General features: G+C 64.8%; 27 protein-coding genes. 14 read left to right on the forward strand and 13 right to left on the reverse strand.

The window, feature by feature from the left end:
- Positions 1-125 precede the first annotated feature (125 nt).
- Together CK222_RS11890 and CK222_RS11895 are read right to left on the reverse strand one after the other, a co-directional pair.
- Positions 126-1,163, reverse strand: a complete 1,038-nt coding sequence (locus CK222_RS11890) for a zinc-binding dehydrogenase (RefSeq protein WP_095800507.1) — start codon at positions 1,161-1,163, stop codon at positions 126-128.
- Between the two features lie 5 nt (positions 1,164-1,168).
- Positions 1,169-2,410 carry an acyl-CoA dehydrogenase family protein gene (locus tag CK222_RS11895; protein ID WP_095800508.1) on the reverse strand — a complete coding sequence of 414 codons (1,242 nt, stop codon included), beginning with the start codon at positions 2,408-2,410 and terminating at the stop codon, positions 1,169-1,171.
- Between the two features lie 114 nt (positions 2,411-2,524).
- Here CK222_RS11895 and CK222_RS11900 point away from each other — a divergent pair, with 114 nt between their 5' ends.
- The 5 genes from CK222_RS11900 (at position 2,525) to CK222_RS11920 (ending at position 6,244) form a co-directional block, all read left to right on the forward strand.
- The gene (locus CK222_RS11900; protein ID WP_067325820.1) at positions 2,525-3,340 is read left to right on the forward strand and encodes an SDR family oxidoreductase; all 816 of its coding nucleotides are present in this window, start codon (positions 2,525-2,527) and stop codon (positions 3,338-3,340) included.
- A gap of 44 nt (positions 3,341-3,384) precedes the next feature.
- Entirely contained in the window at positions 3,385-3,870 is a 486-nt protein-coding gene (locus CK222_RS11905) for a MaoC family dehydratase (RefSeq protein ID WP_275955103.1), read from the forward strand.
- Positions 3,867-4,904, forward strand: coding sequence for a phosphotransferase (locus CK222_RS11910; RefSeq protein WP_095800509.1), 1,038 nt, complete (start codon positions 3,867-3,869; stop codon positions 4,902-4,904). Before CK222_RS11905 ends, CK222_RS11910 begins: the two co-directional genes overlap by 4 nt.
- Positions 4,905-5,202: 298 nt before the next feature.
- Positions 5,203-5,847 carry a TetR/AcrR family transcriptional regulator gene (locus CK222_RS11915; protein ID WP_095800510.1) on the forward strand — a complete coding sequence of 215 codons (645 nt, stop codon included), beginning with the start codon at positions 5,203-5,205 and terminating at the stop codon, positions 5,845-5,847.
- Between the two features lie 160 nt (positions 5,848-6,007).
- On the forward strand, positions 6,008-6,244 hold the full coding sequence (locus tag CK222_RS11920; RefSeq protein ID WP_095800511.1) for a DUF680 domain-containing protein: 237 nt from the start codon (positions 6,008-6,010) through the stop codon (positions 6,242-6,244).
- A gap of 85 nt (positions 6,245-6,329) precedes the next feature.
- On the opposite strand, the gene CK222_RS11925 is transcribed toward CK222_RS11920, so the two are convergent.
- The 5 genes from CK222_RS11925 to CK222_RS11945 all read right to left on the reverse strand — a co-directional run bounded on the left by CK222_RS11925 (position 6,330) and on the right by CK222_RS11945 (position 11,850).
- The gene (locus tag CK222_RS11925; RefSeq protein ID WP_067325802.1) at positions 6,330-6,548 is read right to left on the reverse strand and encodes a hypothetical protein; all 219 of its coding nucleotides are present in this window, start codon (positions 6,546-6,548) and stop codon (positions 6,330-6,332) included.
- 84 nt (positions 6,549-6,632) lie between these two features.
- A complete protein-coding gene (locus tag CK222_RS11930; protein WP_067325799.1) occupies positions 6,633-7,217 on the reverse strand; it encodes a sarcosine oxidase subunit gamma in 585 nt (194 codons plus the stop codon).
- A complete protein-coding gene (locus CK222_RS11935) occupies positions 7,210-10,218 on the reverse strand; it encodes a sarcosine oxidase subunit alpha (RefSeq protein ID WP_095800512.1) in 3,009 nt (1,002 codons plus the stop codon). The genes CK222_RS11930 and CK222_RS11935 overlap by 8 nt, the downstream gene beginning before the upstream one ends.
- Positions 10,215-10,511, reverse strand: coding sequence for a sarcosine oxidase subunit delta (locus CK222_RS11940; protein WP_067002607.1), 297 nt, complete (start codon positions 10,509-10,511; stop codon positions 10,215-10,217). Before CK222_RS11940 ends, CK222_RS11935 begins: the two co-directional genes overlap by 4 nt.
- Before the next feature lie 85 nt (positions 10,512-10,596).
- Positions 10,597-11,850 (reverse strand): sarcosine oxidase subunit beta, encoded by a 1,254-nt coding sequence (locus CK222_RS11945; RefSeq protein ID WP_067002609.1) that lies wholly within the window; start codon positions 11,848-11,850, stop codon positions 10,597-10,599.
- A gap of 254 nt (positions 11,851-12,104) precedes the next feature.
- Here CK222_RS11945 and CK222_RS11950 point away from each other — a divergent pair, with 254 nt between their 5' ends.
- The 6 genes from CK222_RS11950 to CK222_RS11975 all read left to right on the forward strand — a co-directional run bounded on the left by CK222_RS11950 (position 12,105) and on the right by CK222_RS11975 (position 17,090).
- Positions 12,105-12,863: an SDR family oxidoreductase gene (locus CK222_RS11950; RefSeq protein ID WP_095800513.1), complete on the forward strand. Its 759-nt coding sequence runs from the start codon at positions 12,105-12,107 to the stop codon at positions 12,861-12,863.
- A gap of 98 nt (positions 12,864-12,961) precedes the next feature.
- On the forward strand, positions 12,962-13,348 hold the full coding sequence (locus tag CK222_RS11955) for an SET domain-containing protein-lysine N-methyltransferase (protein ID WP_095781084.1): 387 nt from the start codon (positions 12,962-12,964) through the stop codon (positions 13,346-13,348).
- A gap of 177 nt (positions 13,349-13,525) precedes the next feature.
- A complete protein-coding gene (gene rpsU, locus CK222_RS11960) occupies positions 13,526-13,789 on the forward strand; it encodes a 30S ribosomal protein S21 (protein WP_040969057.1) in 264 nt (87 codons plus the stop codon).
- Between the two features lie 136 nt (positions 13,790-13,925).
- The gene (locus CK222_RS11965; protein ID WP_067002613.1) at positions 13,926-14,777 is read left to right on the forward strand and encodes a tetratricopeptide repeat protein; all 852 of its coding nucleotides are present in this window, start codon (positions 13,926-13,928) and stop codon (positions 14,775-14,777) included.
- 189 nt (positions 14,778-14,966) lie between these two features.
- Positions 14,967-15,443 carry a DUF992 domain-containing protein gene (locus CK222_RS11970; RefSeq protein WP_067325778.1) on the forward strand — a complete coding sequence of 159 codons (477 nt, stop codon included), beginning with the start codon at positions 14,967-14,969 and terminating at the stop codon, positions 15,441-15,443.
- Between the two features lie 195 nt (positions 15,444-15,638).
- Positions 15,639-17,090, forward strand: coding sequence for an MFS transporter (locus tag CK222_RS11975; RefSeq protein ID WP_245433013.1), 1,452 nt, complete (start codon positions 15,639-15,641; stop codon positions 17,088-17,090).
- Here the strand turns inward: CK222_RS11975 and coaBC are convergent.
- From coaBC to ubiE, 3 genes are all read right to left on the reverse strand, one after another.
- Positions 17,087-18,559, reverse strand: coding sequence for a bifunctional phosphopantothenoylcysteine decarboxylase/phosphopantothenate--cysteine ligase CoaBC (gene coaBC, locus CK222_RS11980; protein WP_206522069.1), 1,473 nt, complete (start codon positions 18,557-18,559; stop codon positions 17,087-17,089). The two genes, CK222_RS11975 and coaBC, sit on opposite strands and share 4 nt — an antisense overlap.
- Positions 18,560-18,632: 73 nt before the next feature.
- Positions 18,633-20,207, reverse strand: coding sequence for a 2-polyprenylphenol 6-hydroxylase (gene ubiB / locus CK222_RS11985; protein WP_095781082.1), 1,575 nt, complete (start codon positions 20,205-20,207; stop codon positions 18,633-18,635).
- Positions 20,208-20,220: 13 nt separating this feature from the next.
- Positions 20,221-20,997: a bifunctional demethylmenaquinone methyltransferase/2-methoxy-6-polyprenyl-1,4-benzoquinol methylase UbiE gene (ubiE, locus tag CK222_RS11990; RefSeq protein ID WP_095800515.1), complete on the reverse strand. Its 777-nt coding sequence runs from the start codon at positions 20,995-20,997 to the stop codon at positions 20,221-20,223.
- Positions 20,998-21,168: 171 nt separating this feature from the next.
- On the opposite strand from ubiE, the gene CK222_RS11995 reads away from it, so the two are divergent.
- The 3 genes from CK222_RS11995 (at position 21,169) to CK222_RS12005 (ending at position 23,620) form a co-directional block, all read left to right on the forward strand.
- Complete coding sequence (locus CK222_RS11995; protein WP_095800650.1) at positions 21,169-22,143, forward strand: adenosine deaminase; 975 nt, start codon at positions 21,169-21,171, stop codon at positions 22,141-22,143.
- Between the two features lie 175 nt (positions 22,144-22,318).
- The gene (gene upp / locus CK222_RS12000) at positions 22,319-22,948 is read left to right on the forward strand and encodes a uracil phosphoribosyltransferase (protein ID WP_067002624.1); all 630 of its coding nucleotides are present in this window, start codon (positions 22,319-22,321) and stop codon (positions 22,946-22,948) included.
- A gap of 105 nt (positions 22,949-23,053) precedes the next feature.
- The gene (locus CK222_RS12005; protein WP_095800516.1) at positions 23,054-23,620 is read left to right on the forward strand and encodes a TIGR02281 family clan AA aspartic protease; all 567 of its coding nucleotides are present in this window, start codon (positions 23,054-23,056) and stop codon (positions 23,618-23,620) included.
- Positions 23,621-23,628: 8 nt separating this feature from the next.
- Here CK222_RS12005 and deoA read toward each other — a convergent pair whose 3' ends face one another.
- Genes deoA through cdd form a run of 3 tightly spaced genes read right to left on the reverse strand, consistent with a single transcriptional unit; the run spans position 23,629 to position 26,140 of the window.
- On the reverse strand, positions 23,629-24,945 hold the full coding sequence (gene deoA / locus CK222_RS12010) for a thymidine phosphorylase (RefSeq protein WP_095800517.1): 1,317 nt from the start codon (positions 24,943-24,945) through the stop codon (positions 23,629-23,631).
- Positions 24,945-25,751 (reverse strand): purine-nucleoside phosphorylase, encoded by an 807-nt coding sequence (locus CK222_RS12015; protein WP_095778797.1) that lies wholly within the window; start codon positions 25,749-25,751, stop codon positions 24,945-24,947. The genes deoA and CK222_RS12015 overlap by 1 nt, the downstream gene beginning before the upstream one ends.
- A complete protein-coding gene (gene cdd / locus CK222_RS12020; protein WP_067325754.1) occupies positions 25,748-26,140 on the reverse strand; it encodes a cytidine deaminase in 393 nt (130 codons plus the stop codon). Before cdd ends, CK222_RS12015 begins: the two co-directional genes overlap by 4 nt.
- Positions 26,141-26,196: the final 56 nt, after the last annotated feature.

The following is a 26,196-nucleotide window of genomic DNA, read 5'->3' on the forward strand; positions in this document are numbered from 1 at the left end:
ATCGACTTGCGCCAAATGGGCGGGAACTTGTCGGCGGCCTCGGCACTAAATGTACCTGCCATTGACACCAGGACGAATCCGACAAACCACCGTAGCCTCATAGACGCGACCTCGAGTTATTTTGATCAGGGCTTAACAAACACCTTGCCGTTCGGCTTGGCCAGCTCGTCCGACAGCCTGGCCATCGCCTCGTCCAGCGGCACCACCGCTGTCACATCCGTCGACCAGCGCCCGTCGGAAAATCTCTTCTGTGCCTCCAGCACCGCCGGGCCGAGCCGGTCGCGGAACTGCCGCATCCATTCGGCCAGCCAGAAGCCTTCGATGCGCTTGTGCTGGAAGATCAGTTGGCCGGGCTCGCGGATGACAGTCGGCTCGGCGTCGAGCCTCCCATAGACGATCCAGCGCGAGCGCTTCGGCATGGCGTTGAAGATGGCCGAGGCAAGCAGTCCGGTCACTGCGTCCAGGAAGATGCGGGGCTGCTCCGCCTTCATCACCTCGCGCAGCGCGGCCTCGAAATCCGCCGCCTTCTCGTTGAGCGCATGGGCGGCGCCCAGCCCTTTCAGCAGCGGGATCTGCTCGTCGCGGCGCACGGTGACGATCGGCCTAAAACCCTCCTCTTTCGCCAGCCCGATGATCAGCTTGCAGAGCTGGCTGGCGCCGGCAGTCATGATGAAGGCCTTCTCACCCTCCTGCTTGACGATGTCGAACATGGCTAAGGCGGTCAGCGGATTGACGATCATCGCCGCGGCGTCCTCGTCGCGCACCGTGTCGAGCAGTGGAATGCAGGAAGCCGCCTCGGCAACCGCGTATTCTGCCCAGGCGCCCCAGTTCGACACGCCGGTGGCGAAGGCGACGCGCTTGCCCGCAAGGCTTTTTGCGTATGGATCGTCGCCAGTCGAGGCCACGATTCCGACGCCCTCAAATCCGGCCGGCCGGCCCTGCACACGGGGCTGGCCGTATTGCCCTGTGATGAAGGCGATATCGGACGGGTTGATTGAGGCGAGACTGACCTTGATCAGCGCTTGTGTCGGACCAGGCGCCGGCACGGCGATGCTGCCGGGCTTCAAATAAGCCTCCATCGCCTCCGGCACGCTGGCCGAAGGCGTTTTGCTGTAGCCGTCGCCGACAAGCAGCAAGCCTCGCATTTCCGATGGAAGCGTCATGCCGGTCAGATCTTCTCCTGCGTGTATTTCCTGAGCTCGGCGCGCGCCACCTGCCGCCGGTGCACGGCGTCGGGCCCGTCGGCCAACCGCAGAGTTCTCAGATGCGTCCACGAGCGGGCGAGCGGCGTATCCTGGCTGATGCCTTGCGCGCCGAACATCTGCACCGCCTCGTCGGTGACCTTGAGCGCGACGCGCGGCGCTACCACCTTGATCTGGCTGATCCAAGGGGCCGCAGCCCGTGCATCGCCCTGGTCGATCATCCAAGCCGCCTTGAGGCACAGGAGCCTCGCCATGTCTATCTCCATGCGGCATTCGGCGACGATGTCGAAATTGGCGCCGAGCTTTGCCAGCGATTGGCCGAACGCCTCGCGCCGCACCGAACGCTGGCACAGCATCTCCAGCGCCATCTCGGCCTGGCCGATCGCACGCATGCAATGATGGATGCGGCCTGGCCCAAGCCGTCCCTGCGCGATCTCGAAGCCCCTGCCCTCGCCGAGGATCAGGTTCGCCGCCGGCACCCGCACATCCTTGAACCTCAGATGCATATGGCCATGCGGCGCGTCGTCGTCGCCATAGACCTGCATTGGCCGGAGCTTGGTGATCCCCTCGCTCTCTGCCGGCACCAAGATCATCGAATGCCGACGATGCTGCGGCTCCTCGTCCGAGCCGGTCCTCACCATGACGATATAGATGGCGCAGCGCGGGTCGCCGGCGCCGGACGCCCACCATTTCTCGCCGTTAAGCACATAGTCGTCGCCCTGCCGCTGGCAGCGCATCGAAATGTTGGTGGCATCGGATGAGGCGACGTCCGGCTCGGTCATCAGATAGGCCGAGCGGATCTTCCCTTCGAGCAGCGGCTCCAGCCATTGCCGCCTGTGCTCTTCCGAGCCGTAGCGCTCCAGCACTTCCATATTGCCGGTATCGGGCGCCGAGCAGTTGAAGGTCTCGGCGCCGAGATGCGCCTTGCCCATCTCCTCCGCCAAGTAGGCATATTCGACCGTCGACAGGCCGTAGCCGCGCTTGGAATCGGTCAGCCAGAAGTTCCACAGCCCGCGCTCCCGCGCCGTCTTCTTCAGCCCTTCGAGGATTTCAGTCTGCCTGGCCGTGTAAGTCCAGCGGTCACCGTTTCTGCCGACCTCGGCGAGAAACTCCTCGCCGAGCGGTGCGATCTCGTCGCGCACCATCGCGGCCACGCGCTGATGGATCGGCTTCAGCCGCTCGGTCATGCCGAGGTTCATGTCCGCCATCGGTTCCGACCCTTTCGCTTCTTTATCCGTGGCAAGGATGACCGTACTTCGGCTAGCCTTGTCAACGCGAGTCCTTCGGTTCCGGCTGGGACGAGGCGCGCGGGAGGAATTAGGATGAGCTATCTCGACAAGCTGTTCTCGGTCGTCGGCAAGACCGCGCTTGTGACCGGTGCCGCAACAGGCATCGGCCGCATGGTGGCGACCGGACTGGTGCAGGCCGGCGCCACTGTGATGATCGCCTCGCGCAAGGGCGAGGACTGTGTGCGGGTCGCCGACGAAATGAACGCTCAGGGCGGCTCCGGTCGGACCGAGGGGTTTGCCGGCGACGTGTCCAGCGAAGCGGGCATCGCCGCGCTGGTTGCCGAGGTGAAGGTCCGAACGGACCGGCTGCACATCCTGGTCAACAATGCCGGCATTTCCTGGGGCGCGCCGCTCGCAGAGTTTCCCTACCACGCCTGGACGAAGGTGTTGGGCGTCAACGTCACCGCCGTCTTCCACCTGACGCGCGAGCTCTTGCCGCTGCTCGATGCTGCAGCAAGCGACGATGACCCGGCCCGCGTGATCAATCTGGGCTCGGTGATGGGCACGCAGCCGCTGGCCGACGACGCCTATTCCTACACCGCCTCCAAGGCTGCGGTGCATCACCTGACGCGCACGCTGGCGATCGAATTCGCCGCCCGCCGCATCACCGTCAACGCCTTTGCGCCCGGTCCCTTCCAGAGTCGGATGACGGCCTTTGCCACCGCCACGGAGGAGCAGGCGAAACGTGTCGGCAGCCATGTTCCGCTCGGCCGCATCGGCGTGGCGGATGACATTGCCGGCGCAACGCTCTATTTGTGCAGCCGTGCCGGAAGCTATGTCACCGGCGCCATCCTGCCGATCGACGGCGGCCAGTCGGTGCAGCACGGGATGACATTGTTCAAGGAGTAGGACGCCCGGTTCAAGCAATCGCGATCGGGCGGGGTGCGGAGGACATCAGCGTGGAACCGATCAGTCTCGATACGCTTCTGGCCTGCGTCGGCAAGGAAGTCGGCGTGTCGCCCTGGCGCACGGTGACGCAGCGCATGATCGATCAGTTCGCCGACGCCACCGACGATCACCAGTTCATCCATTGCGATCCGGAACGGGCCGCGCGCGAGACGCCGTTCGGCGGCACCATCGCGCACGGCTTCCTGTCGCTGTCGCTGCTGTCGGCCATGACCTTCGAGACCATGCCGCCGATCGAAAACACCAAGATGGGCGTCAATCACGGCTTCGACACGCTGCGCTTCCTGGCGCCGGTGAAGACCGGCTCGCGCATCCGCACCCATTTCGTGCTGGCCGACGTCAAGGTGCGGCCTTCCGGATGGGTGCAGACGGCGCACGACGTCACCATCGAGATCGAAGGATCGAAGAAGCCGGCGCTCACCGCGCGCTGGCTGACCCTGACGCTGATCGAGCGCCAGCCCGAGACCGCATGAGCGGCGACGCCAACGCGCTCGACCAAGCAGCGCTTGCGCCTTATCTCGAAGCGCATCTGCCTGGTTTTTCCAAGCTTTGCGCGGCCGAAAAATTCAAGTCCGGACAGTCGAACCCGACCTATCTGCTGACCGCCGCCAGCGGCCGCTACGTGCTGCGCGCCAAGCCGCCGGGGCAGTTGCTGAAATCGGCGCATCAGGTCGACCGCGAATTCCGGGTCATGCAGGCGCTGAGCACGACCTCCGTGCCGGTGCCGCGCATGCTCCATCTTTCAGGCGAGATGACGCCGATCGGCCGCATGTTCTACGTGATGGAGTTCCTCGACGGGCGCATCTTCTGGGATCCGTCGCTGCCGGATACATCCGGCAATGACGAGCGTGCCGCGATCTACGACGCCATGAATGCGACCCTCGCCGCCCTGCACCAAGTCGATGTCGAGGCTGTGGGCTTAGGCGATTTCGGCAAGCCCGGCAGCTATTTCCAGCGCCAGTTCGCGCGCTGGACAAGTCAGTACCGCGCCTCCGAAACCGAAAGCATAGCCGCTATGGATCGGCTGATGACCTGGCTGGAGACGCATATGCCGGCCGATGACGGCCGGGTCTCGCTGGTGCATGGCGACTACCGATTGGACAATATGATTTTCGCCAAGGACGAGCCGAAGGTCATCGCCGTGCTCGACTGGGAACTGTCGACGCTTGGCCATCCTTTTGCCGACCTCGCCTATCAATGCATGCAATGGCGGCTGCCGCATGCGTCGGGCTTTCGCGGCCTAGACGGCATCGACCGCGCCTCGATCGGCCTGCCGTCCGAGGAGGCCTATGTCGCCGCCTATTGCCGCCGGCGCGGCATCGACGGCATCGGCAACTGGACCTTCTTCCTCGCCTTCTCCTTCTTCCGCCTGGCGGCGATCTGCCAGGGTGTCTACCGCCGCGGGCTGGACGGCAATGCCTCCAACCCGGAAAAGGCCAGGACCTATGGCGAGGCGGTGAAGCTGCTCGCCGCGCTGGCGGTGGAACTGATTGACAAGAAAAGTTGAGGGAGCCAAGCCACGGGCCCTTTCGATGGAGCGACGGTGCTGATCACCGGTGCGACAGGCGGTCTCGGCAGCGGCGCGGCCAAAGCCTTCGCCACTGAGGGCTCGCGGCCATGCGCAGGCGCTGGACGGCGGCATTAGCGCGATCTAGTTCGGAAAAAGTGGGTAGCGGCTTTCCTGTTCGGAATTAAGTAGGAACAAAGCGTTAGGGCGTATCTTGGGGAACCAGGCCGCTCCCTTGTCCGTTTCCGTACAGCGTATATAATTTTGTCAGGCAACCAACCATAAAGGCAGGCGGAAATTGCCGCTGAGCGTTCAGAAACGCCGCGAGAAACAGAAAGCCGAGCTTCGTTCCGAACTGGTCGACGCAGCTCACAAGCTTGTGCAGGAAGAGGGCTACGAAGGGCTTACCATTCGCAAGCTTGCAAAGCGGGTCGGCTACGCGCCGATGTCGGTCTATTCCTATTTTGCCGATAAGCAGGACATCCTGTTCGCGCTCGCCGAGGACGCGTTCGAAACGCTTGCCCGCCGCATCGAGGAGCACCCGGCAGACGATCCCGTTGAGGCGCTGCGGGCTGTGATGACCGAGTATGCCGCCTTCGGGCTCGGCAATCCCAATGAATACCGCACCGTCTTCATGACAGAGAAGACCCGGCTGCCGGAAGGCCGGAGCTACGAGGACATGGAACAGGGCAATCCGGCGATGAAGGTGCTGATCAAAAGGGTCGAGGCCTGCGTCGCAGCCGGCAAGCTCAAAGGCGACCCTCGCGCCATAGCCACCATGCTGTGGACCGTTGGCCACGGCACGATCTCGCTGCTGATCACCTTTCCCTTCTATCCGTTCGGCGACCCCCAGGCCTATGTGAAGCGGATGTGCGACTTCATGCTGGCCTCGTTGTCGGCGCAGGACATACCCCCGCTCACCGAAACACCGGTCAACTGCTGACCGGCTTCGCCGGCTTGACACAACGCCGGTCGCTTGATTTGCGACGCCGGTTACTCGGTTCAAGCTAATTTGTCGTACGCGTACAAATTCCCTCTTGAATTCAGCCTCCATTAACCGTATATGTACGTTGTGTCGTACATGTACGATTGGAGACGGAAAGATGAAAAAGACAATCCTCGCGCTCGCTGCCTTGCTGGCTTTCTCGGGCGCCGCTTTCGCTGGCGGGAGCCAGCCGGCCAAGCACGCCCCTGCGGCCTGCACCCAGGCTCACACCAATCAGGCGCTCGACTGCGCCGCGACCGGCTCGGTGGAAAAGCCCGATGCCGCCAACACTCAGACGACCAACGGCCCGCGGCTCGGTATCGACGTGAACCCTTGGTTCGTGCCGGGCCTCTAATCAGCGCCAAATCGCAAACGAAACCGGCGGCGCTTGGCCGCCCGTTTTCGTTTCGCCTGAAGCCCGATTTGACTGCGGCGGCGCTCTACTTCTTGTGCGACTTCATTCCAGGCAAGGTCTTGGCCCTGCCAGGCTTTGCCGGCCCGCCGGGGATGGTGGTGCTGGTAATCGACACCGGATCGCTGGCCGGGAAGGTGTCCTCGAGGCCTTCCTCGAGCTCTTCTTCCTCGATCTCGCGATCCCGCTCCAGCGAACGGACCGCCTCTGACTTCTTGGGCGACTTCGGCGCAGACTTGGACGGCATCGGCAGTCTCCTCGCAAGCCGCAGAAACGGCCCGGACCGGTGAAGGCTCCCCGAGGCCGGCCCTTCGGACCGGTTGGCGCAGGATCAGTTCGCCGCGTCGCTCGCCGCTTCCGACAGCAAAGTAAATACATAGTCCGAGAAGGAACGCCAGCATTCCACCCGGAACGTGTCTTCAGCGGTACGCAGCAGCACGATCTCGGACTTGCCGAGAATGGTGCGCGATGCTGCCCCGACTGGGAAGGCCTCGAGCGACAGGTCCTGTGGGCAACCGGAACTGACCGTCACCGCGGCCGCCGGCCCGGCAACCGAGATCGCCACATTGCGATGCGAGATGCCGACCGCGGAGTGCAGCGCCGAAACCTTGGCGCAGTCGGCCAGCGGATCGTTGCCGGCATCGTCGATGACCAGCCATTCGTCCGGCCCGAGCCATAAGGCGGTGCGCCCGCCTTTCGCCGCTGAGGTCTTCGGCTTCGACGGCAGCGTCACGCCGAGCGCCTTGGAGAGCGCGGCGACGGAAGCTTCGGGCGCGCGCAGCGAGATGCGTTCGGCCGGCGGTAAGATCTCGACCTTGACGCCCGGCGCCGACACCGCGCGCCCGGCAAGTGCCGGACGCCGTTCGGCGGCAGCTGAAGCGTCGGCGGCTTTTGTCTTGGCGGTAGCCTTAGCCATTGAGGCGCTCCCCCTTTTCGTCGACGAACACCATGCCGGTGACCTCCACCTCGATCGTGCCGTTCGGCATCGGCACATAGAGCGTCTGGCCCATGCGATCACGGCCGCCGGCGACCAGCGCCAGCGCGATCGAGCGCCCGCAGTTCTCCGACCAGTAGCTGGAGGTGACGTGGCCGATCATCTTCATCGGGATCGCCTGTTTCGGATCCTCGACGATCTGCGCGCCTTCTTCCAACACGACCTTCGGATCCTTGGCCTTCAGGCCGACCAGTTGCTTGCGGCCCTTGGCGACGAGATCCGCGCGCATCATGCCGCGGATGCCGACGAAGTCGGTCTTCTTCTTGCCGACCGCCCAGTCGAGACCGGCATCGTTCGGCGTCACCGTGCCGTCCGTATCCTGGCCGACGATGATGTAGCCCTTTTCGGCGCGCAGCACGTGCATCGTTTCGGTGCCGTAAGCGGTCGCGCCATGCTTCTGGCCTTCGGCCCACAGCGCTTCCCACACCGCTTCGCCATAGTCGGCCGGCACGTTGACCTCGAAGCCGCGCTCGCCGGTGAAAGACATGCGGAACAGCCGCGTCGGCACGCCGCAGATCTTACCTTCTCGCACCGACATATGCGGCAGTGCCTCGTCCGACATGTCGATGCCTTCGACCAAAGGCTCGATGATCTTCCGCGCGCTCGGCCCCTGCACGGCGATCACCGCCCATTGCTCGGTGATCGAGGTCAGCCAGACATTGAGATGCGGGAACTCGGTCTGGAGATAATCCTCCATGTGATGCATGACACGCGGCGCGCCGCCGGTGGTCGTCGTCACATGGAAGCGGTCCGGCGCCAGCCTGCCGACGACGCCGTCATCATAGATGAAGCCGTCCTCGCGCAGCATGATGCCGTAGCGGCAGCGGCCGGGCTCCAGCTTCTCCCACGGGTTGGTGTAGAGCAGCTCCATGAACTTCGCCGCATCCGGCCCGACCACCTCGATCTTGCCGAGCGTGGAGGCGTCGAACAGGCCGGCCGCTTTGCGCACCGTCACGCATTCGCGGTTGACAGCGGCGTGCATGTCCTCGCCGGCTTTTGGGAAATACCAGGCGCGCTTCCACTGGCCGACATCCTCGAACACGGCACCTTGGGCGGCCGCCCAGCCATGCGTCGCCGTGCGGCGCGTCGGGTCGAACAGCGCGCCACGCGCATGGCCGACGATCGAGCCGAAGGTGACCGGGGTATAGGGCGCGCGGAACGTGGTGAGACCGACCTGCGGGATCGGCTTGCCGAGCGTCTCGGCGGCGATCGCCAGGCCGTGCATGTTCGACGTCTTACCCTGGTCGGTCGCCATGCCGTTGGTGGTGAAGCGCTTGACGTGCTCGATCGAGTGCATGCCCTCATGCACCGCCTGGCGAATGTCCTTGGCGGTGACATCGTTCTGAAAATCGACGAAGGCCTTGACCGTGGTGCCCGGCCCGGCGCCGGGCGCAGCGCCAAGCATGCCGCGTGACCAGCTTTCACTGGCATCGACCTTTGGCTTGGCGCCCTTGCCCATCTTGCCGCTGGAATCCTTGCCGCCGGCGTCCCTTGCCGCCTGGGCGCCTGCCGCATAGGCCTCGTCGACCGTTGCCTCCAAACCGTCCGTGCCGTTGCAGGCGCCGACCGAGACGCAGTCCTGCGCATAGGTCCCCGGCACGAAGCGTCGCGCCTCCTCGTTGAAGGCGACTTTGCCGCGCGACTGCGAGAACAGATGCACCGACGGCGTCCAGCCGGCGGACATCAGGATGGCGTCGACCGCGATCCTGCGCTCGCCGCCGCCGTTCTTCGGCTGCACCGTCATCGACGATACGCGCAGCTTGCCGCCGGCGCTAACCACAGCGCGACCGAAATTGATCTCGATGCCGAGGCTCCTCGCTTCGTCGATCACCGCCCCCGACGGGTTGTCGCGCAGGTCGACGATGGCAGCGACATTGACGCCGGCCTTCCTCAGGTCGATCGCGGCCGCGTAGGCCGAGTCGTTTGCCGTATAGACGCCGACATTCCTACCGACCGCCACGCCATAGTGGTTGAGGTAGGTGCGCGCCGCCGATGCCAGCATGACGCCCGGCCGGTCGTTGTTGGCGAACACCATGTGCCGCTCGATGGCGCCGGTCGCGAGCACGACCCGTTTGGCGCGAACCTGCCACAGGCGCTCGCGCGCCAGCTCCCGGCCGGGGCTCTTGAGATGGTCGCTGACCCGCTCGACCAGGCCGACGAAGTTCTGCGCGTAGTACCCGAAAGCTGTCGTGCGCGACAGCACTCGGACATTGTCCATCGCCTTGAGTTTGGCGATCGCGGCTTGTGCCCAGGCAAAGCCGTCCTCGCCATCGATCCTGGCGCCGCTCTCGAAGCGCAGGCTGCCGCCGAATTCGGCCTGCTCGTCGGCGAGGATCACCCGCACGCCGGTTTCGGCTGCGGCAAGCGCCGCAGTGATGCCGGCCGCACCGCCGCCCAGCACCAGCACGTCGCAATGCGCGTAGCGCGCCGCATAATGGTCGGGATCCGGCCGGTCGGGGGAAACGCCAAGGCCGGCCGTCGCGCGGATCTTCGGCTCATAGAAGTTCAACCAGGCCGACTTCGGCCACATGAAGGTCTTGTAGTAGAAGCCGGCCGAGAACATCGGCGAGGCAATGTCGTTGACCGCGCCGACATCGAAGGCGAGCGAGGGCCAGCGGTTCTGCGAATGGGCGGTCAGCCCGTCATAGAGCTCCTGCACGGTCGCGCGCACATTCGGCGTCTTGCGCGCGTCGTCGCGCACGATCTGCACCAGCGCGTTGGGCTCTTCCGCGCCGGCCGACAGGAAGCCGCGCGGCCTATGGTATTTGAAGGATCGGCCGACCAGATGGACGCCGTTGGCGAGCAAGGCCGAGGCCAGCGTGTCGCCTTCGATGCCGAGATAGGACTTGCCGTCGAAGCTGAACGAGGCTGTCTTGGCCTGGCTGAGGCGCCCGGCGCCGGAGATGCGGAACGACGCGTTCATTTCGAGGCTCCAGGCAGCTTCGCGGGCTTCGGCTCGCCGGCCTTGTAGGTCATGACGAACTTGTCGGTGACGGTGTCGCGCACGGCGTTGAAGAAGCGGGCGCAGCCATGGATATGCCGCCAGCGCTCATAGATGACGCCTTTCGGGTTCGAGCGGATGAAGAAGAATTTCTCGAAATCGTCTTCGCTTTCGGCGGCAATGTTGGTCGGGCGCGCGATATGCGCCTCGCCGGCATTGCGGAACTCGAGTTCCGGGCGCTCTTCCTCGCAATAGGGACAGCGGATGAGAAGCATCTAGGTTGATCCTACAATTCGCCATGGCCGACGCGGGCGCCGGCCGGTTGATCGCAAAGCTTCTGGCAGGCCATCTCGGCCATCATCAATGCGCCACCGCCGCCGCCGCCGCTTCGTCGATGAGACGACCGGTGCGGAAGCGCTCGAGCGTGAAGGGCGCGTTGATAGGGTGCGGGTCGTCCCTGGCGATGGTGTGGGCAAAGACGTTGCCCGAACCTGGCGTCGCCTTGAAGCCCCCCGTGCCCCAGCCGCAATTGACATAGAGGCCCTTGACCGGCGTCTTAGCCAGTATCGGCGAGCGATCGGGGGTCACGTCGACGATGCCGCCCCAGGAGCGCAGCATCTTCATGCGGGTGAAGATCGGGAACATTTCGCAGATGGCGTCGAGCGTGTGCTGCAGGATGTGCAGGCCGCCGGTTTGCGAATAGGAGATATACTGGTCGGTGCCGGCGCCGATGACCAGCTCGCCCTTGTCCGACTGCGAGATATAGGCGTGCACCGTGTTCGACATGATGACGCATGGCACCACCGGCTTGACCGGCTCCGAGACCAGCGCCTGCAACGGATAACTCTCCAACGGCATGCGCACGCCGGCCATATCCATGATGACCGACGAATGGCCGGCAGCGACGACGCCGACCTTCTTGGCGCCGATGAAGCCGCGCGTCGTCTCGACGCCGGTGACCGCGCCGTTGGCCGCACGCTTGACGCCGGTGACCTCGCAGTTCTGGATGATGTGCACGCCGCGCGCCGAGGCGCCGCGCGCATAACCCCAGGCGACCGCATCGTGGCGCGCCGTGCCGCCGCGGCGCTGCAGCGCGGCACCCATGACCGGATAGCGCGCCTCCTTGGAAATGTTGAGCGGCGGACAGAACTCCTTCGCCTGTTCCGGCGTCAGCCACTCATTGTCGATGCCGTTGAGGCGGTTGGCATGGATGTGGCGCTTGAACACCTGGACGTCATGCACATTGTGCGCGAGCATCATGACGCCGCGCGCCGAATACATGACGTTGTAGTTGAGCTCCTGGCTCAGTCCGTCCCACAATTTCAGCGCATGGTCGTAGATGCCGGCGCTTTCGTCATAGAGATAGTTGGAGCGGATGATGGTGGTGTTGCGGCCGGTGTTGCCGCCCCCGAGCCAGCCCTTTTCCAGCACCGCGACATTGGTGATGCCGTGCTCGGTCGCCAGATAATAGGCGGTGGCCAGGCCGTGGCCGCCGGCGCCGACGATGATGACGTCATATTCCTTCTTCGGCTCGGGTGAGGTCCATTGCTCTTCCCAGCCCTTGTGGCCGCGCATCGCCTCGCGGGCAATGGCGAATACGGAGTATTTCTTCACGTTCAGCCTCGCGCCAAAAATCGCGGATCTCGGCCGGGCATTCCCCGGCGCGCGTGGTTGTATCACTAGCGAAAGCGTGCAGTCACCCTTGCGCTGTTTGCGACGGCGCTTGCCGTTTTGCGCCGCGGCTGCGCGGCGCATGCCCGACAACTTGCATTCCGATCGGCAAGTCAGCTTTCGGGTGGCTGCCGAAATGCCGATTTGCGACCAAGCATCCCACCACCGGCTGGACCGGCATAGAGAAAGGATGAGAAATGTTCGCACTCACCGAAAAGGTCGCCATCGTCACCGGCGCCAGCTCCGGCATCGGCCGCGCTACGGCCAGTCTGTTCGCCGAGCAGGGCGCCAGTGTCGTCGTCGCGGCGCGCCGCCGGGCCGAGCTCGATGCGCTCGTCGGCGAAATCGAGACGGCCGGTGGAACCGCAATTGCACTCGCCGGCGATGTCCGGGACGAAGCCTATGCCAGAGCTCTGGTCGAGCTTGCGGTCGAAAGGTTCGGCGGCCTCGACATTGCCTTCAACAATGCGGGCGCCGTCGGCTTGATGGCGCCGGTACCGGAGATGGCGCCGGCGACTTGGCACGACACGATCGACACCAATTTGACCAGCGCCTTCCTCGCCGCCAGGCACCAGATCCCGGCGATGCTGGAGCGCGGGGGCGGCTCGCTGATCTTCACCTCGAGCTTCGTCGGCTATACCGCCGGCATGCCGGGCATGGCCGCCTATGCCGCCGCCAAGGCGGGGCTGATCGGGCTGACGCAGGTGCTGGCCGCCGAATACGGCCCGAAAGGGCTGCGCGTCAACGCGCTGCTGCCCGGCGGCACCGACACGCCCGCAGCGACGTTCAAGACGCCGGAGTCGCGAACATTCGTCGAAAACCTGCATGCCTTGAAGCGTGTGGCCCGGCCCGAGGAGATCGCCCGCTCAGCGCTCTACCTTGCCTCGGACACCTCAAGCTTCACCACCGGCGCGGCGCTGTTTGCCGATGGTGGCGTCTCGATCAATCGGACGTGACGTCGGCAGCCATGCTCATCCGCTGAAATAGCGCGACGGGGCCTTGCATTCCGGTCCGTTTTGACGATTTGGTTTCCCGTCGAAAACGGACCGGAACGATGCTGCTGATCAGAACCTATGTCGCTCAGAGCGCTATCGAAGGCGTCGGTGTTTTCGCCGCCGAGCCGGTCAGGAAAGGCGCCTCCATCTGGCGGCTCGATCCCGATTTCGACCGGCTGATCCCGATGGAGAAATACGAGAAGGCGCCGCCGCATCTCAAGGAATTGCTCGACCGCTACGCCTATCCGAGCCCGGACAAGCCGGGTTTCATGGTATATGAGGTCGACAATGGCCGCTTCATGAACCATTCCGAGCGGCCGAACACGGATTTCTCCCAATACGGTGGCGCCACAGCGACCCGGGATATCGCGGCCGGCGAGGAAATCACTTGCGACTATGGCGAATTCTTTGAGGATTTCGCCCGTCTGCATCTGGCGACCGCCTAAGGCTCAGACCGGCAAGGCACGGCGCTCGGACTTCCGATCGCGGTTTCCTGCAATCAACGGTGGACAGCACGGCCTGATTCTGCTATCAGCCGGCACAATTCGCGGTGCAGGTCACTGCGGAGGCATGCGGCTATGGGCTGCTTGCCTGAGATTTCAAACCCGAAGACAGGATTGCACGTGCAGGTACTCGTCCGCGACAACAACGTTGATCAGGCGCTTCGCGCGCTGAAGAAGAAGATGCAGCGCGAAGGTATTTTCCGCGAAATGAAGATGCGCGGTCACTACGAAAAGCCGTCCGAGAAGCGTGCCCGCGAGAAGGCGGAAGCCGTCCGCCGCGCCCGCAAGCTGGCCCGCAAGCGCGCCCAGCGCGAAGGCCTGCTGCCGATGACCCCGCGCCCGGCTCCGGCTGGTGCTGCCGGCGCATCGCGTTCGCCGCGCTGATACCGTCAATTTTTCGTCCTTTTCGAAGGATACCGAGGGTGGCGCGATGCGGAATCGCCGCCACCTTTTTGTTTATGCGTTCGAGCCGGTTCGGAGAGGGAACGGACCTGACGGCGCGGCGCCAGTGAGGACTGAGATGAACGCAATTACCGTGGAGCGCAGAACCGCTTTTCGCGGCTTCGCCCTGACGGCGGCCCTGCTTTCGGGCCTGACCCTTGCAGCATGCCAGACGGCCCCGACCGGGGAGTTCAACAATATCGACAAGGCGCAAGGCTCGACCGAGAACATCTCCTCGCTGTCGGCTGTCATCCAGCGCAATCCTCAGGATCCCGAGGGTTACAATGTGCGCGGCTCGGCCTATGGCCGCGGCGGCCAGTACCAGGCGGCGCTCAAGGATTTCGACACCGCCATCCAGCTCAATCCGAACTTCTATCAGGCCTATTCGAACCGGGCGCTCATCCAGCGTTTCCTCGGCAACCAGCAAGCAGCGCTTGCCGACTATAACCGCTCGATCCAAATCAACGCCAACTACGACGCCGCCTATATCGGCCGCGGCAATCTCTATCGCAAGGCCGGCCGCGTCAACGACGCCTTCAACGATTTCCAGAAGGCGATCCAACTCGACACGACCGACGCCCGCGCCTACCACAATCGCGGCCTGATCTATCAGAGCCAGGGCCAGCACAAGTTCGCCATCGAGGATTTCTCGACCGCCATCTCGCTGGCGCCGGACGCAGCCGAGCCCTACAACGGCCGCGGCCTGTCCTATCTGGCCATGAATGACGAGGACAACGCCTTCGCCGACTTCAACATGGCCATCAAGCTCGACGGCAAGAACGCCGAGGCCTGGGCCAACCAGGCGCTGATCTACGAGCGACGCGGCGACAAGGAAAGGGCGGCCAAGTCCTACCGCGAGGCTGTCCACCTCGACCCGAATTACCAACCCGCCAAGGACGGCCTGTCGCGCACCTCGGCCGGCGCCAGCTGATCGGAAGCTAAGGCCGCCCGCGGGTCCGGTCGCCCGCGATGGGTCTATTGCGGCGCTGACACGCCGATGTGGCCGTCAGCCGCCAACGGCGATGCGTTGGCTCGCCATGCTCGCGCCAAGTTTTGGGCGGAACGCTCCTCGCACCTCGACCGTTTAACCGGGGCCGTTTGTTGCGAAAGGACATTTCCGATGATCAAGACACTTGCCTGTGCCGCCGCCGCGCTTGCCGCCACGGTCCTCGCTTCTCCGGTCAGCGCCGGCACACTCCGGCTCGGCACGCTCGATTGCACCATCGACGGGGGCACCGGTTACGTCATCACCTCCAACAAGGGCGTGTCCTGCGTCTTCCGCCCCTATCATCACGGCCCGGCCGAGCTCTATACGGGCATGATCTCCAAGCTGGGCGTCGATATCGGCCGGACGCATCAAGGTCAGCTTGTCTGGGCAGTTCTCGCCGCCACCCGCCACCATGACTCGGGCGATCTCGCCGGCAGCTATTACGGCGTCAACGCGGAGGCGAGCGTCGTGACCGGCGGCGGCGCCAATCTTTTGGTCGGTGGCCTGGACGGCGCCTTCATGCTCGAGCCGCTGAGTGTCCAGGCACAGACCGGCGTCAACCTCGCTGTTGCCGTGGCTTCGCTGGACCTCGTCCACTCCTATAAGTGAAATTTCAAATCAATTAGCACCGATACGGCCCGGGACGCTCGTTCCCGGGCCGAATTTTTAGCGCGCTGCTCGCCGATATCGCCGAAAATGCTCTTGAGCTCAACTGCGCTTGAGGTTCTACAAGCCCTGCCGAACTGGATCTGGCGCTTCGTTCGCAATGCGGATGAGGTTGCGGAAAACAAGCGGGAGATCGACGTGACGGCAGCAGGCGGCGGCAAGGTGGCCGGCAACAAGGTGGACTGGCGAGCACTGTGGGCAAGCGGCGACCTGGCGCGTTTCTGCTTTGTCAGTCTCGGCATCCTGCTGCATGCCACCAATGAGACTATGGTGGCGACGGTGATGCCGGCCATGGTCGGCGAGCTGGCCGGCGTGCAGCTGGTTGGCTGGTCGCTGGCGATCTATGAGCTCGGCGCCATCGTCGCGGGTGCGGCCGCCGGGCGGCTGGTGAGCTATGTCGCGCTGCGCTCCAACATGATGATCGCCGCCCTGCTCTACGCAGCAGGCGCGCTGATCTGCGCGACGGCACCCTCCATGCCGTTCTTCCTCGCCGGGCGGCTGGTCGAGGGACTTGGCGGCGGCGCGCTGGTGTCGCTCGCCTTCGTTTCGGTCGAGCGTCTCTTTCCGCGCAACATCTGGCCGCAGCTCTTCGGCATCATGTCGGCGATCTGGGGCGTCGCCGCCTTCAGCGGACCGATGCTCGGCGCTGTTATGACCGAGTTCCTGTCGTGGCGCTGGGCCTTTGGCGTCTTCACTTTCGGCGGCGCGGCGATGGCGCTGGCGAGCTTTATCGTGCTGGACACGCCGGAGGCGACGAGGCCGCAGGCGGGCAGCGGCACGGCGCCGCCCTTTCCCTATCCGGCGCTTGCCTGTCTCGCCATCGCCGTCGTGCTGATCGCTGCCGCCGGCATCGACATCGCCCTGCTGCGCTCGTCGCTGCTGCTGGCCGTCGGGCTGATCGGCCTGGCGCTTTTCTTCCGCATCGATGCCCGCAGGCCGCGCTCGCGCCTGTTTCCGGCACCTTTGTTCTCATGGCGCTCGCCGCTTGGCTCAGGCATGACGATGGTTGCGGCCTTCTCGGTAGCGACCTGCACGTTCACCATTTACGGGCCGCTGCTGCTCACCACGCTGCACGGCATTCCGATCCTGACCACCGGCTATATCATCGCCGCCGAATCCATCGCCTGGTCGATCCTGTCGATCCTCATCGCCAATGCGCCGCTGGAACGCGAAAGACTGATCATCGTCGTCGGCGCGCTGATGATCGCCTCCGGTCTTGCCAGTTTCGCCTACGCCATCCCCGCAGGTTCGATCCCGCTGATCCTGCTCTGCGCTCTGCTGCAGGGCGGCGGCTTCGGCGTCTGCTGGCCGTTCTTGACGCGCGTCATCGTCGCTTCGGCCCGCGACGGCGAGCAGACGATCGCTTCCGCCGCCGTGCCGACCATGCAGCGGATCGGCTACGCGGTGGGCGCGGCCCTTGCCGGCATCGTCGCCAACGCCAGCGGCTTCTCGCAAGGCCTCAATCGTGACGCGGCTGCAGGCGTGGCCGGCTGGCTCTTCCTCGCCTTCGTGCCGCTTGGGATCCTTGGCTGCATCGCCGCGCTGCGGATCGCGCTGCCGCCAATGCGACCGCAGGCAGCGGCCAGCTAAACCACTGTCGTTTTCAGCCGCTCGGCAATCGATGCGGCGAGCCGTGTCGCCACCTCGTCCTTGCCCATCTCCGGCCACTCCTCGACGCCCGTGCGCGAGACGATGCGCACCTTGTTGCGATCGCCGCCCATAACGCCGGAAGGGCCGATGCCGCTGCCATGCGAGACGTCGTTCGCGACGATGAGATCGGCGCCCTTCTTCCTGAGCTTGGCCTCGGCGTTGCCGATGAGGTCCTGCGTCTCGGCGGCAAAGCCGACGACAAGACCGGGCCTCTGCGCATGATGGCCGACGCCCGCGAGGATGTCGGGATTCTCGACCATCTTGAGCGACGGCGGGCCCTTCCCCGCCACCTTCTTGATCTTTTCACCGGCGGCATTCGCGGTGCGCCAGTCGGCGACGGCCGCGACGAAAACAGCCGCGTCCGCCGGCAAAAGGCTCTCGACCGCTTCCTTCATCTCGGCCGCTGTTTCCACATGAGTGGTCTTCACCCCGGCCGGATCGGCGATGTTGACCGGACCGGACACGAGCCGGACATCGGCGCCGAGCTTCGCCAGTGCCGCCGCGATAGCATGGCCCTGCTTGCCGGACGAACGGTTGGCGATGTAGCGCACCGGATCGATCGGCTCATGCGTCGGCCCCGAGGTGACGATGATCTTGCGGCCCGCAAGCGGCTTCGGCTTCTCGCCGAGCATCGCCTCGATCGCGGCCACGATTTCCAGCGGCTCGGCCATGCGGCCTTCGCCCGCCTCGTTGCTTTCCGCCATCTCGCCCTTGGCCGGCCCGACAAAGGCGATGCCATCCTTCTGCAGGGTCGCCCGGTTGCGCCGCGTTGCCGGATGCGACCACATCTTCGGATTCATCGCCGGCGCCATCAGCACTTTCTTGTCGGTCGCAAGCAGCACCGTCGAGGCAAGATCATTGGCATGGCCGTTGGCGAGCTTCGCCATCAGGTCGGCGGTGGCCGGCGCCACGACCAGCAGATCGGCCTCGCGCGACAGCCTTATGTGGCCGACATCGTGCTCGTCATTGCGGTCGAAGAGTTCGGTGAAAACATGGTCGGCCGAAAGCGCGCCGACGGACAGCGTGGTGACGAATTCCTGCGCGGCTGATGTCATTACCACCCGGACAGAAGCGCCGCGCTCGCGCAGGCGCCGGATCAAATCGAGCGATTTATAGGCGGCGATGCCGCCGCCGATGACGAGAAGGACGCGCTTGCCGGAGAGCGTTCCGCGAACTGATGGCCTGCCGGGCATGTCGGCGATAGGCGGTGCTTGCTGGCCGGGGCCGGTCAGCGCACGCAGCGTCTTCTCGATCTGGTCGATGCGGTCGGCCTGCCCTGCCCGGCCCTCAACCGCCGCCCTGATCATCGCCCGGGCCTGCTCCTCCATCGAGCAGCCATTTTCGGCAGCCAATTGGCGCAGCAGGTCCTTAACTCCATCGTCAAGGTTGCGGATCGTGATGCTGGCCATCTGATTGCACCCGCCTCAAACTAGCGCCGGCAATGATAGCAATGCAATCAAAACGCAGCAAGGCGGCGGGCGGTCAGAAAATCCGCCACGCGATGTAAATCAGCGTCAGCGCAATGGTCCACAGCGCCACGCGGCCGGAGCGGGTGTGGCGCGCCTCCGCCTTGCCGATCGCGCGCGCGGTCGCCTCGTCGAAGCGCAGGCCGTGCTCCGCCATCAGGTCGATCTCACGCGACAGCCGCTCGGTGCGAACCGCAATGTCCGGCGCCTGCCTCGCCAGCGAGATCAAGGCCTTGCCGGCGTCCCGCGCGTCCGAGAGCACGCCGCGCGGGCCGAGATTGCCCGCGATCCAGTCGCTGACCACCGGCTCCGAAGTCTTCCACATGTTGAACGCCGGATCGAGCGTGCGGGCGACGCCTTCGACCACCACCATGGTCTTTTGCAAAAGCACCAGCTCGGTCCGCGTCGCCATGTCGAAGAGGTCGGTGACCTCGAACAGCAGCGTCAGAAGCTTGGCCATCGAGATCGTGTCGGCCGACTGGCCGTGGATCGGCTCGCCGATGGCGCGGATCGCCTGCGCGAAGGCCGAGACATTGTGCTGGCGCGGCACATAGCCGGCCTCGAAATGCACCTCGGCGACGCGCCGGTAGTCGCGCACGATGAAGCCGTAGAGGATCTCGGCCAGAAAACGCCGCTCCTTCTTGCCGAGCCTGCCGGCGATGCCGAGATCGACGGCAACGATGGTGCCGTCCGGTTCGACGAACAGGTTGCCCGGATGCATGTCGGCATGGAAGAAGCCGTCGCGCAGCGTGTGCCTGAGGAAGGACTGGACGAGATTGGCTGCGATCGCCTTGAGGTCGTGTCCGGCGGCGGCAAGGCCGGTCAGATCGTTCATCTTGACGCCGTCGATCCACTCCATGGTGATCACGTCGCGGCCGGTCCGCTCCCAATCGACCGCCGGCACGCGGAAGCCCGGATCATCCTTGGTGTTCTCAGCGAGCTCGGAAAACGCGGCCGCTTCGAGCCGCATGTCCATCTCGACCTTGGTGGTCTGCGCCAGCGTCTGGGTCACCTCGATCGGCCGCAGGCGCCGCGAGGAGGGGATGTACTTCTCCTGCAGGCGGGCGGCGAGGAAGTAGCTCTCGAGATCCTGGAAGAAGCGATGGCGCACGCCGGGGCGGATGACCTTCACCGCGACCCGTGAAGCCTTTCCGTCGCGAACGACTTCGGCGCCGTGCACCTGGGCGATCGATGCCGCCGCGACCGGCTCGCCGAAGGTTGCGTAGAGATCCTCGATCCTGCGCCCGAGCGAGGCTTCGATCGCCGCGACCGCTTCCGCCCTCGGAAAGGTGTGCATCTTGTCCTGCAGCAGCGCAAGGTCGACCGCCATGTCGTTGCCGACGACGTCGGGCCGCGTGGCGAGGAACTGGCCGAGCTTCACATAGGATGGCCCCAGCCGCACCACCGCCTGCGCCAGCCGGTCGCCGCGCAGATGGCTTCGGGCGCGGCGGCGAGTGAGCACGCGCGCCAGCCGCCAGCCGAGCTTCGGCATACCGGAAAGCTCTTCGCCGGGCAGCGCCGCGACGACGCCCTCGCGGACCAGCACCCAGCCGGCCCTGGCGAGCCGGAAGCCGGCGCCAACGCTGGTCATCGGACGCCCTGCCTCAAAGCTTCCAGCCCGAATGGAGCGCCGCGATGCCCCCCGAATAGTTGCGGAAAGTAACCCGATCGAAGCCGGCCCGACCAATCATCGCGGCGAAGTTCTGCTGGTTGGGGAACTTGCGGATCGATTCGACCAGATAGGAATAGGGCTCGTCGTCGCCGGTCACCGCCCTGCCGATTTTGGGGATGGCGTTGAACGACCAAGCCTCGTAGGCCTTGTCGAGCAGCGGCATGTCGACCTCGGAAAACTCCAGGCATAGGAAGCGCCCGCCGCGCTTCAGCACACGAAAAGCTTCGCTCAGCGCCACATCGATGCGCGGCACGTTGCGGATGCCGAACGCGATCGTATACGCATCGAACGTGCCGTCCTCGAACGGCAGCGCTTCGGCATTGGCCTCGACGAAATCGGTGTTTTCCGAGAGGCCTTTCTTTTCGGCCCTGTCGCGGCCGACGTCGAGCATCGAGCCGTTGATGTCGAGCACCGTGGCATGCGCATGGCGCTGGCTTGCCTCGATGATGCGAAAGGCGATGTCGCCGGTGCCGCCGGCGACGTCGAGCACCTTCCAGCCCGGCCGTTTCGGGGGGTTGAGCCACGCGACCATCGCGTCCTTCCACAGCCGGTGCAACCCACCCGACATCAGATCGTTCATCAGGTCGTATCGATTGGCCACCTTGTGAAAGACGTCATTGACGAGCGACTGCTTGTCGCCCGCGCCAACCTTCCTGAAACCATAGGAGGTTTCCATGCCGCCCGCGGCCGTGGTTCTCTCAACTGACATTATTTCGATCCGCCATAAAACCGGCGGGACCATAGCCGATCGATGGGGCGGGCGCTATTGTCCAAGGCGCGGTTTTCGGCCGCGCTTTCAGAACGGGTCGGGGAAGAGTTTGCCACGATTTTCCACCCGGAATCGGCGCCACGACAGAAGAATACCGCACGGGATGGCCGCATGATCTTGAAAGCCGAATTGCACTGCCACATCGAAGGGGCAGCGGCGCCCGACCTCGTCGTCAGCCAGGCCCGCAAATACGGCAAGGACCCTTCGCCCTACATCCAGAACGGCTCTTTCGTCTGGCACGATTTCACGTCTTTCCTCGCCGCCTATGATTTTGCTTCCGACCTGTTCCGCACCGAGGAGGATTACGCCCGTCTGACCGATCATTATCTCACCAGCCTCGCCCGCGACGGCGCCATCTATTCCGAGGTCTTCACCTCGCCGGATCACGCGAAAAGGGCCGGGCTTTCGCCCAAGGCCTATACGGACGCGCTGGGCGAAGGCATGGCCCGCGCCAAGGCGAGGACCGGCATCGAGGGGCGCATGATCGTCACCGGCGTACGCCACGTCGGCGTCGAGGCGATCGAGCAGGCGGCGCGCTTTGCGGCGCGCTGCGGCCATCCGCTGGTCACCGGCTTCGGCGTCGCCGGCGACGAGCGCATCGGCGATTTCGAGGACTACGTCCGTGCGTTCGAGATCGCGCGCGAGGCCGGCCTCGGCATCACCATCCACGCCGGAGAATTGATGGGCTGGGAAAGCGTGGCGGCAGCGCTCGACCATATCCGCCCGTCGCGGATCGGCCATGGCGTGCGCGCCATCGAGAACCCGGACCTCGTTCGCCGCATAGCCGCCGAGGGCGTGGTGCTGGAATGCTGCCCCGGCTCCAACATCGCGCTCAAGGTGTTCGATAGTTTCGCCACGCATCCTTTTCCGGCGTTGCGCGCGGCCGGCTGCAAGGTGACGCTCAATTCCGACGACCCGCCCTATTTCTGGACCTCGCTGAAGCGCGAATACGACATCGCCGCCGAGCATTTCGCGATGGACGACAAGGCGCTTATCGCCGTCACCAGGACGGCCATCGAGGCGGCCTTCGTCGACCGGAAGACCAAGGCGATGCTGATGAGCCGGCTCGACCCCAAAGGCCGGTGAATGGTCAATGGTGAATGGTGAATGGTGAATGGTGAATGGTGAATGGTGAATGGTGAATGGTGAATGGTGAACGTTTGCCGGCGGCTTCAGCGTGTCAACCAATCATCGGCCCATCAGGACTCGCAAACCGGCTCACTATTCACTATTCACTACTCACCATTCACTGGAGAAGACCATGCAGGGCGTCACCGTCGTCGACCACCCCCTTGTCCAGCACAAGCTGACCATCATGCGCAAGAAGGAGACCTCGACGGCAGGCTTCCGGCGGCTGCTGCGCGAAATCTCCCTGCTTCTCGGCTACGAGGTGACCCGCAACCTCGAACTGACGACCACCACGATCGAGACCCCGATCGAGGAGATGGAAGCGCCGACGCTGGAGGGCAAGAAGCTGGTTTTCGCCTCCGTGCTGCGGGCCGGCAATGGCCTGCTCGAAGGCCTGCTCGATCTGGTGCCGGCGGCGCGCGTCGCCCATATAGGCCTTTACCGCGACCATGAGACGCTCGAGGCGATCGAATATTTCTTCAAGGCGCCGAGCGACCTTGCCGACCGTCTGGTGATCGTGGTCGATCCGATGCTTGCGACCGCCAATTCCGCGATCGCGGCGATCGACAAGCTGAAGGGGCGCGGCGCCACCAACATCCGCTTCCTTTGCCTGCTTGCGGCGCCCGAAGGCATCGAGCGCTTCACCAAGGCGCATCCGGATGTCCCGATCTTCACCGCTTCGATCGACCGCCAGTTGAACGACAAGGGTTACATCATGCCTGGCCTCGGCGACGCCGGCGACCGCATGTACGGAACCAAGTGAGATCTTTTCTTAACCGGTCGTTTACGAAACGCCGTGGTTCCGGCGCGCGTTAAAGCCGAAAACACCATGTCGGCTTAAGGATCGAACCTTCACGAAGGTCGATCCATGCTGCGCAAGCTTCTTCTCCTTGGCGTCTTTGTCGGAAGCTCGGCATCGATTCCGATCGTCTATCAGTCGAACCCGCAGATGGTGGAAACCCTGCTGAGATCGGCGTTTGCTTCGAAGCCGGCGCCGCCTGAGGCTCAGCCGGACGTCAATCTCGCTTCGGTTCCAGCCAGGCCGGCGACGCCGATGCCGCTCGGCCGCCAGGTGCTGGTCAATGCCGACCAGCGCGGCCATTTCACTTCCGCCTTCAAGTTCAACGGCCGTCAGATAGACGGCATGATCGACACCGGCGCGACGCTAGTCGCGATCAACATATCGACGGCGCGCCGGATCGGCATCTCGCTCAACCAGTCGGATTTCACTCAACAGGTGAACACGGCGAACGGCGCCATCAAGGCCGCCGTGGTCACCGTCGACCGGCTGCAGATCGGCAAGATTTCCCTCGACAACGTCCAGGCGGTGGTGCTCGACGATCGAGCGCTGCAAACCAACCTGATCGGCATGAGCTTCCTGCAGCGGCTGCAGAAATACGAAGTGCAGGACGGCGCGCTGTTGCTCGTTCAATAGGCGCGATTTTACAGAGGCAGTATCCGCCTGAGCACCGTCTTTTCTGCGGTCGGCTTCGAGTGACCGACCGTATAGGCGGCGCGCACCGCGACGGCGGCAGCCTCGGCGTCGGCCTCGGTCCGCGCATGGACCAGCGCCAGCGCCTCGCCCGCATGCACCTCCGCGCCCACAGGCAGCAGCCGGGTGAGGCCGACGGAATGATCGATCTTGTCATCCGGACGGACGCGCCCGCCGCCCAGCGCAACGACGGCGAGCCCGATTTCGCGCGTCGCGATCCCGGTGACGAAGCCGTCCTCGGCCGCTTTGACCGCCGATTCCACTGCCGCCTTCGGCAGATATTTCTCCGGATTCTCGACGAAGTCGGCGGGTCCGCCGAGCGCCGTCACCATCCGCGCGAACACCGCCGCCGCGCGGCCGCCGGCGAGCGTCTCGGCCGCGCGCCTGATCCCGTCCTGGTTGGACGAGACAACTCCCGCCGATTGCAGCATCTCGGCGGCAAGCGCCAGCGTGACGTCCTCCAGCCGGCGGTCGCGGAACCGGCCGGTGAGAAAGTCGACCGCGTTCTTCACCTCGACCGCATTGCCGGCTGCCGAGGCCAGCGGCTCGTTCATGCCGGTCACCAGTGCCGAAGCGTTCAGGCCGGCGCCATTGGCGACCTCGACCAGGCTGTTCGCAAGTGCGGCCGCATCGCGCGACTTCTCCATGAAGGCGCCGTTGCCGACCTTGACGTCGAGCACAAGCGAGTCGAGCCCGGCGGCAAGCTTCTTCGACAGGATCGAAGCCGTTATCAGCGGCACCGATTCCACTGTGCCCGTCACGTCGCGGATGGCGTAGAGCCGGCGATCGGCCGGCGCCAGGTCGGCGGTCTGGCCGATGATGGCGCAGCCCGTCTCGAGCACCGTCCTGCGGAACCGCGCCAAATCCGGCCGGCTGACGTAACCGGGAATGGCATCCATCTTGTCCAGCGTGCCGCCGGTATGGCCAAGCCCGCGGCCGGAGATCATCGGCACATAAGCGCCGCAGGCCGCGACGATCGGCGCCAGCATCAGCGAGACATTGTCGCCGACGCCGCCCGTCGAATGCTTGTCAGTGACCGGTCCCGGCAAATCGGACCAGTCGAGCACGTCACCGGAATCGCGCATCGCGAGCGTCAGCGCCACTGCTTCCTCGCGACTCATGCCTTTGAGGAACACCGCCATGGCAAAGGCGCCGATCTGGCCCTCCGAGAGCGTGCCGGCCGTGATCCCCTCGATGAAGGTCGCAATCTCGGGCATCGAGAGCTTGTGGCCGTCACGCTTGCGCCGAATGATTTCCTGCGGGAGCATCAGCTTTCCGGCAAACCTTCCTCGAAGACGCGCCGCAGGATCGTCGCCAGCCGCGCGCCGCCGACCGGCGCCATGTCCTTGGTTTCCTGGTGCGAGAGTTCCGCCCCGGTCATGCCTGCCGCAAGGTTGGTGATCACCGAGCAGGCAGCGACCTTGAGGCCGAGGAAGCGGGCCAGGATCACTTCGGGCACGGTCGACATGCCGACCGCGTTGGCGCCCATGACGCGCGCCATGCGGATTTCGGCCGGCGTCTCGAAACATGGTCCGGAAAACCACATGTAGACGCCCTGATGGAGCGCGGTGCCGGTCTCCTTCGCCGCCGTCTCGATCGCCTTGCGCAAGCCGGCATCATAGGCCTCGGTGAGGCCAACGAAGCGGCGGTCGCTCGGCTCGCCGATCAGCGGATTGGAGCCGGAGAAGTTGATGTGATCGGTGATCATCATCACCGAGCCCGGTCCCATCTCGGAATCGACCGAGCCGGCGGCGTTGGTGAGGATGAGATGCGAGATGCCGATGCCGGCAAGCACCTCGAGCGCCGGGCGCATCGCGGCGGCATTGCCGTGCTCGTAATAGTGCGCGCGCCCGGAAAGCATCAGCACCGGCGTGCCGGCGAAACGCCCTGCCACCACCTCGCCGGCGTGGCCGGAGACGCCACTGCGCGGGAAGCCCGGCAATTCGGCATAGGGGATGCGCCTTGCGTCCTCCACCTGGTCGACCAGCCCACCAAGGCCGGAGCCCAGCACAAGCGCCGCGGTCGGGGCCAGCCCGTCCAGTTTCTCGACCAGATGATCCAGCGCCTCCTTCATTTCAGGATATCGCCCCTGAAGCCGTAAGGCAGCATGTCGCCCATGGTGACCGTCTCGACCACGCCGGTGTTGTCGCAGAGATAGAGTTTCGTCTCCGGCCGGCAGAATTCCGCCAGCCGCTGCCGGCAGCCGCCGCAGGGCGAGCATTTGGCCATGCGCTCGGCGATCACCGCGATCTCGGTGATCTTGCCGCCGCCGCCCATGATGTAGTGGCCGAGCGCGGTGGTCTCGGCACACCAGCCTTCCGGATAGGACGCCACCTCGATGTTGGCGCCGGTGAAGACGCGACCGTCCTCGGTGCGCAGCGCGGCGCCTACGGGAAACTTGGAATAGGGCGCATAGGCCTTGGCCATCGCCGTCCTGGCCGCTTCGAACAGATCATGCGACATTTCCTTCTTCTCTCCCACGATCTTGTTCAAATTGCCGGTTGCCGAGACGGCCCGAG

The sequence above is a fragment of the Mesorhizobium sp. WSM3866 genome (assembly GCF_002294795.1).
Taxonomy (GTDB): Bacteria; Pseudomonadota; Alphaproteobacteria; order Rhizobiales; family Rhizobiaceae; genus Mesorhizobium.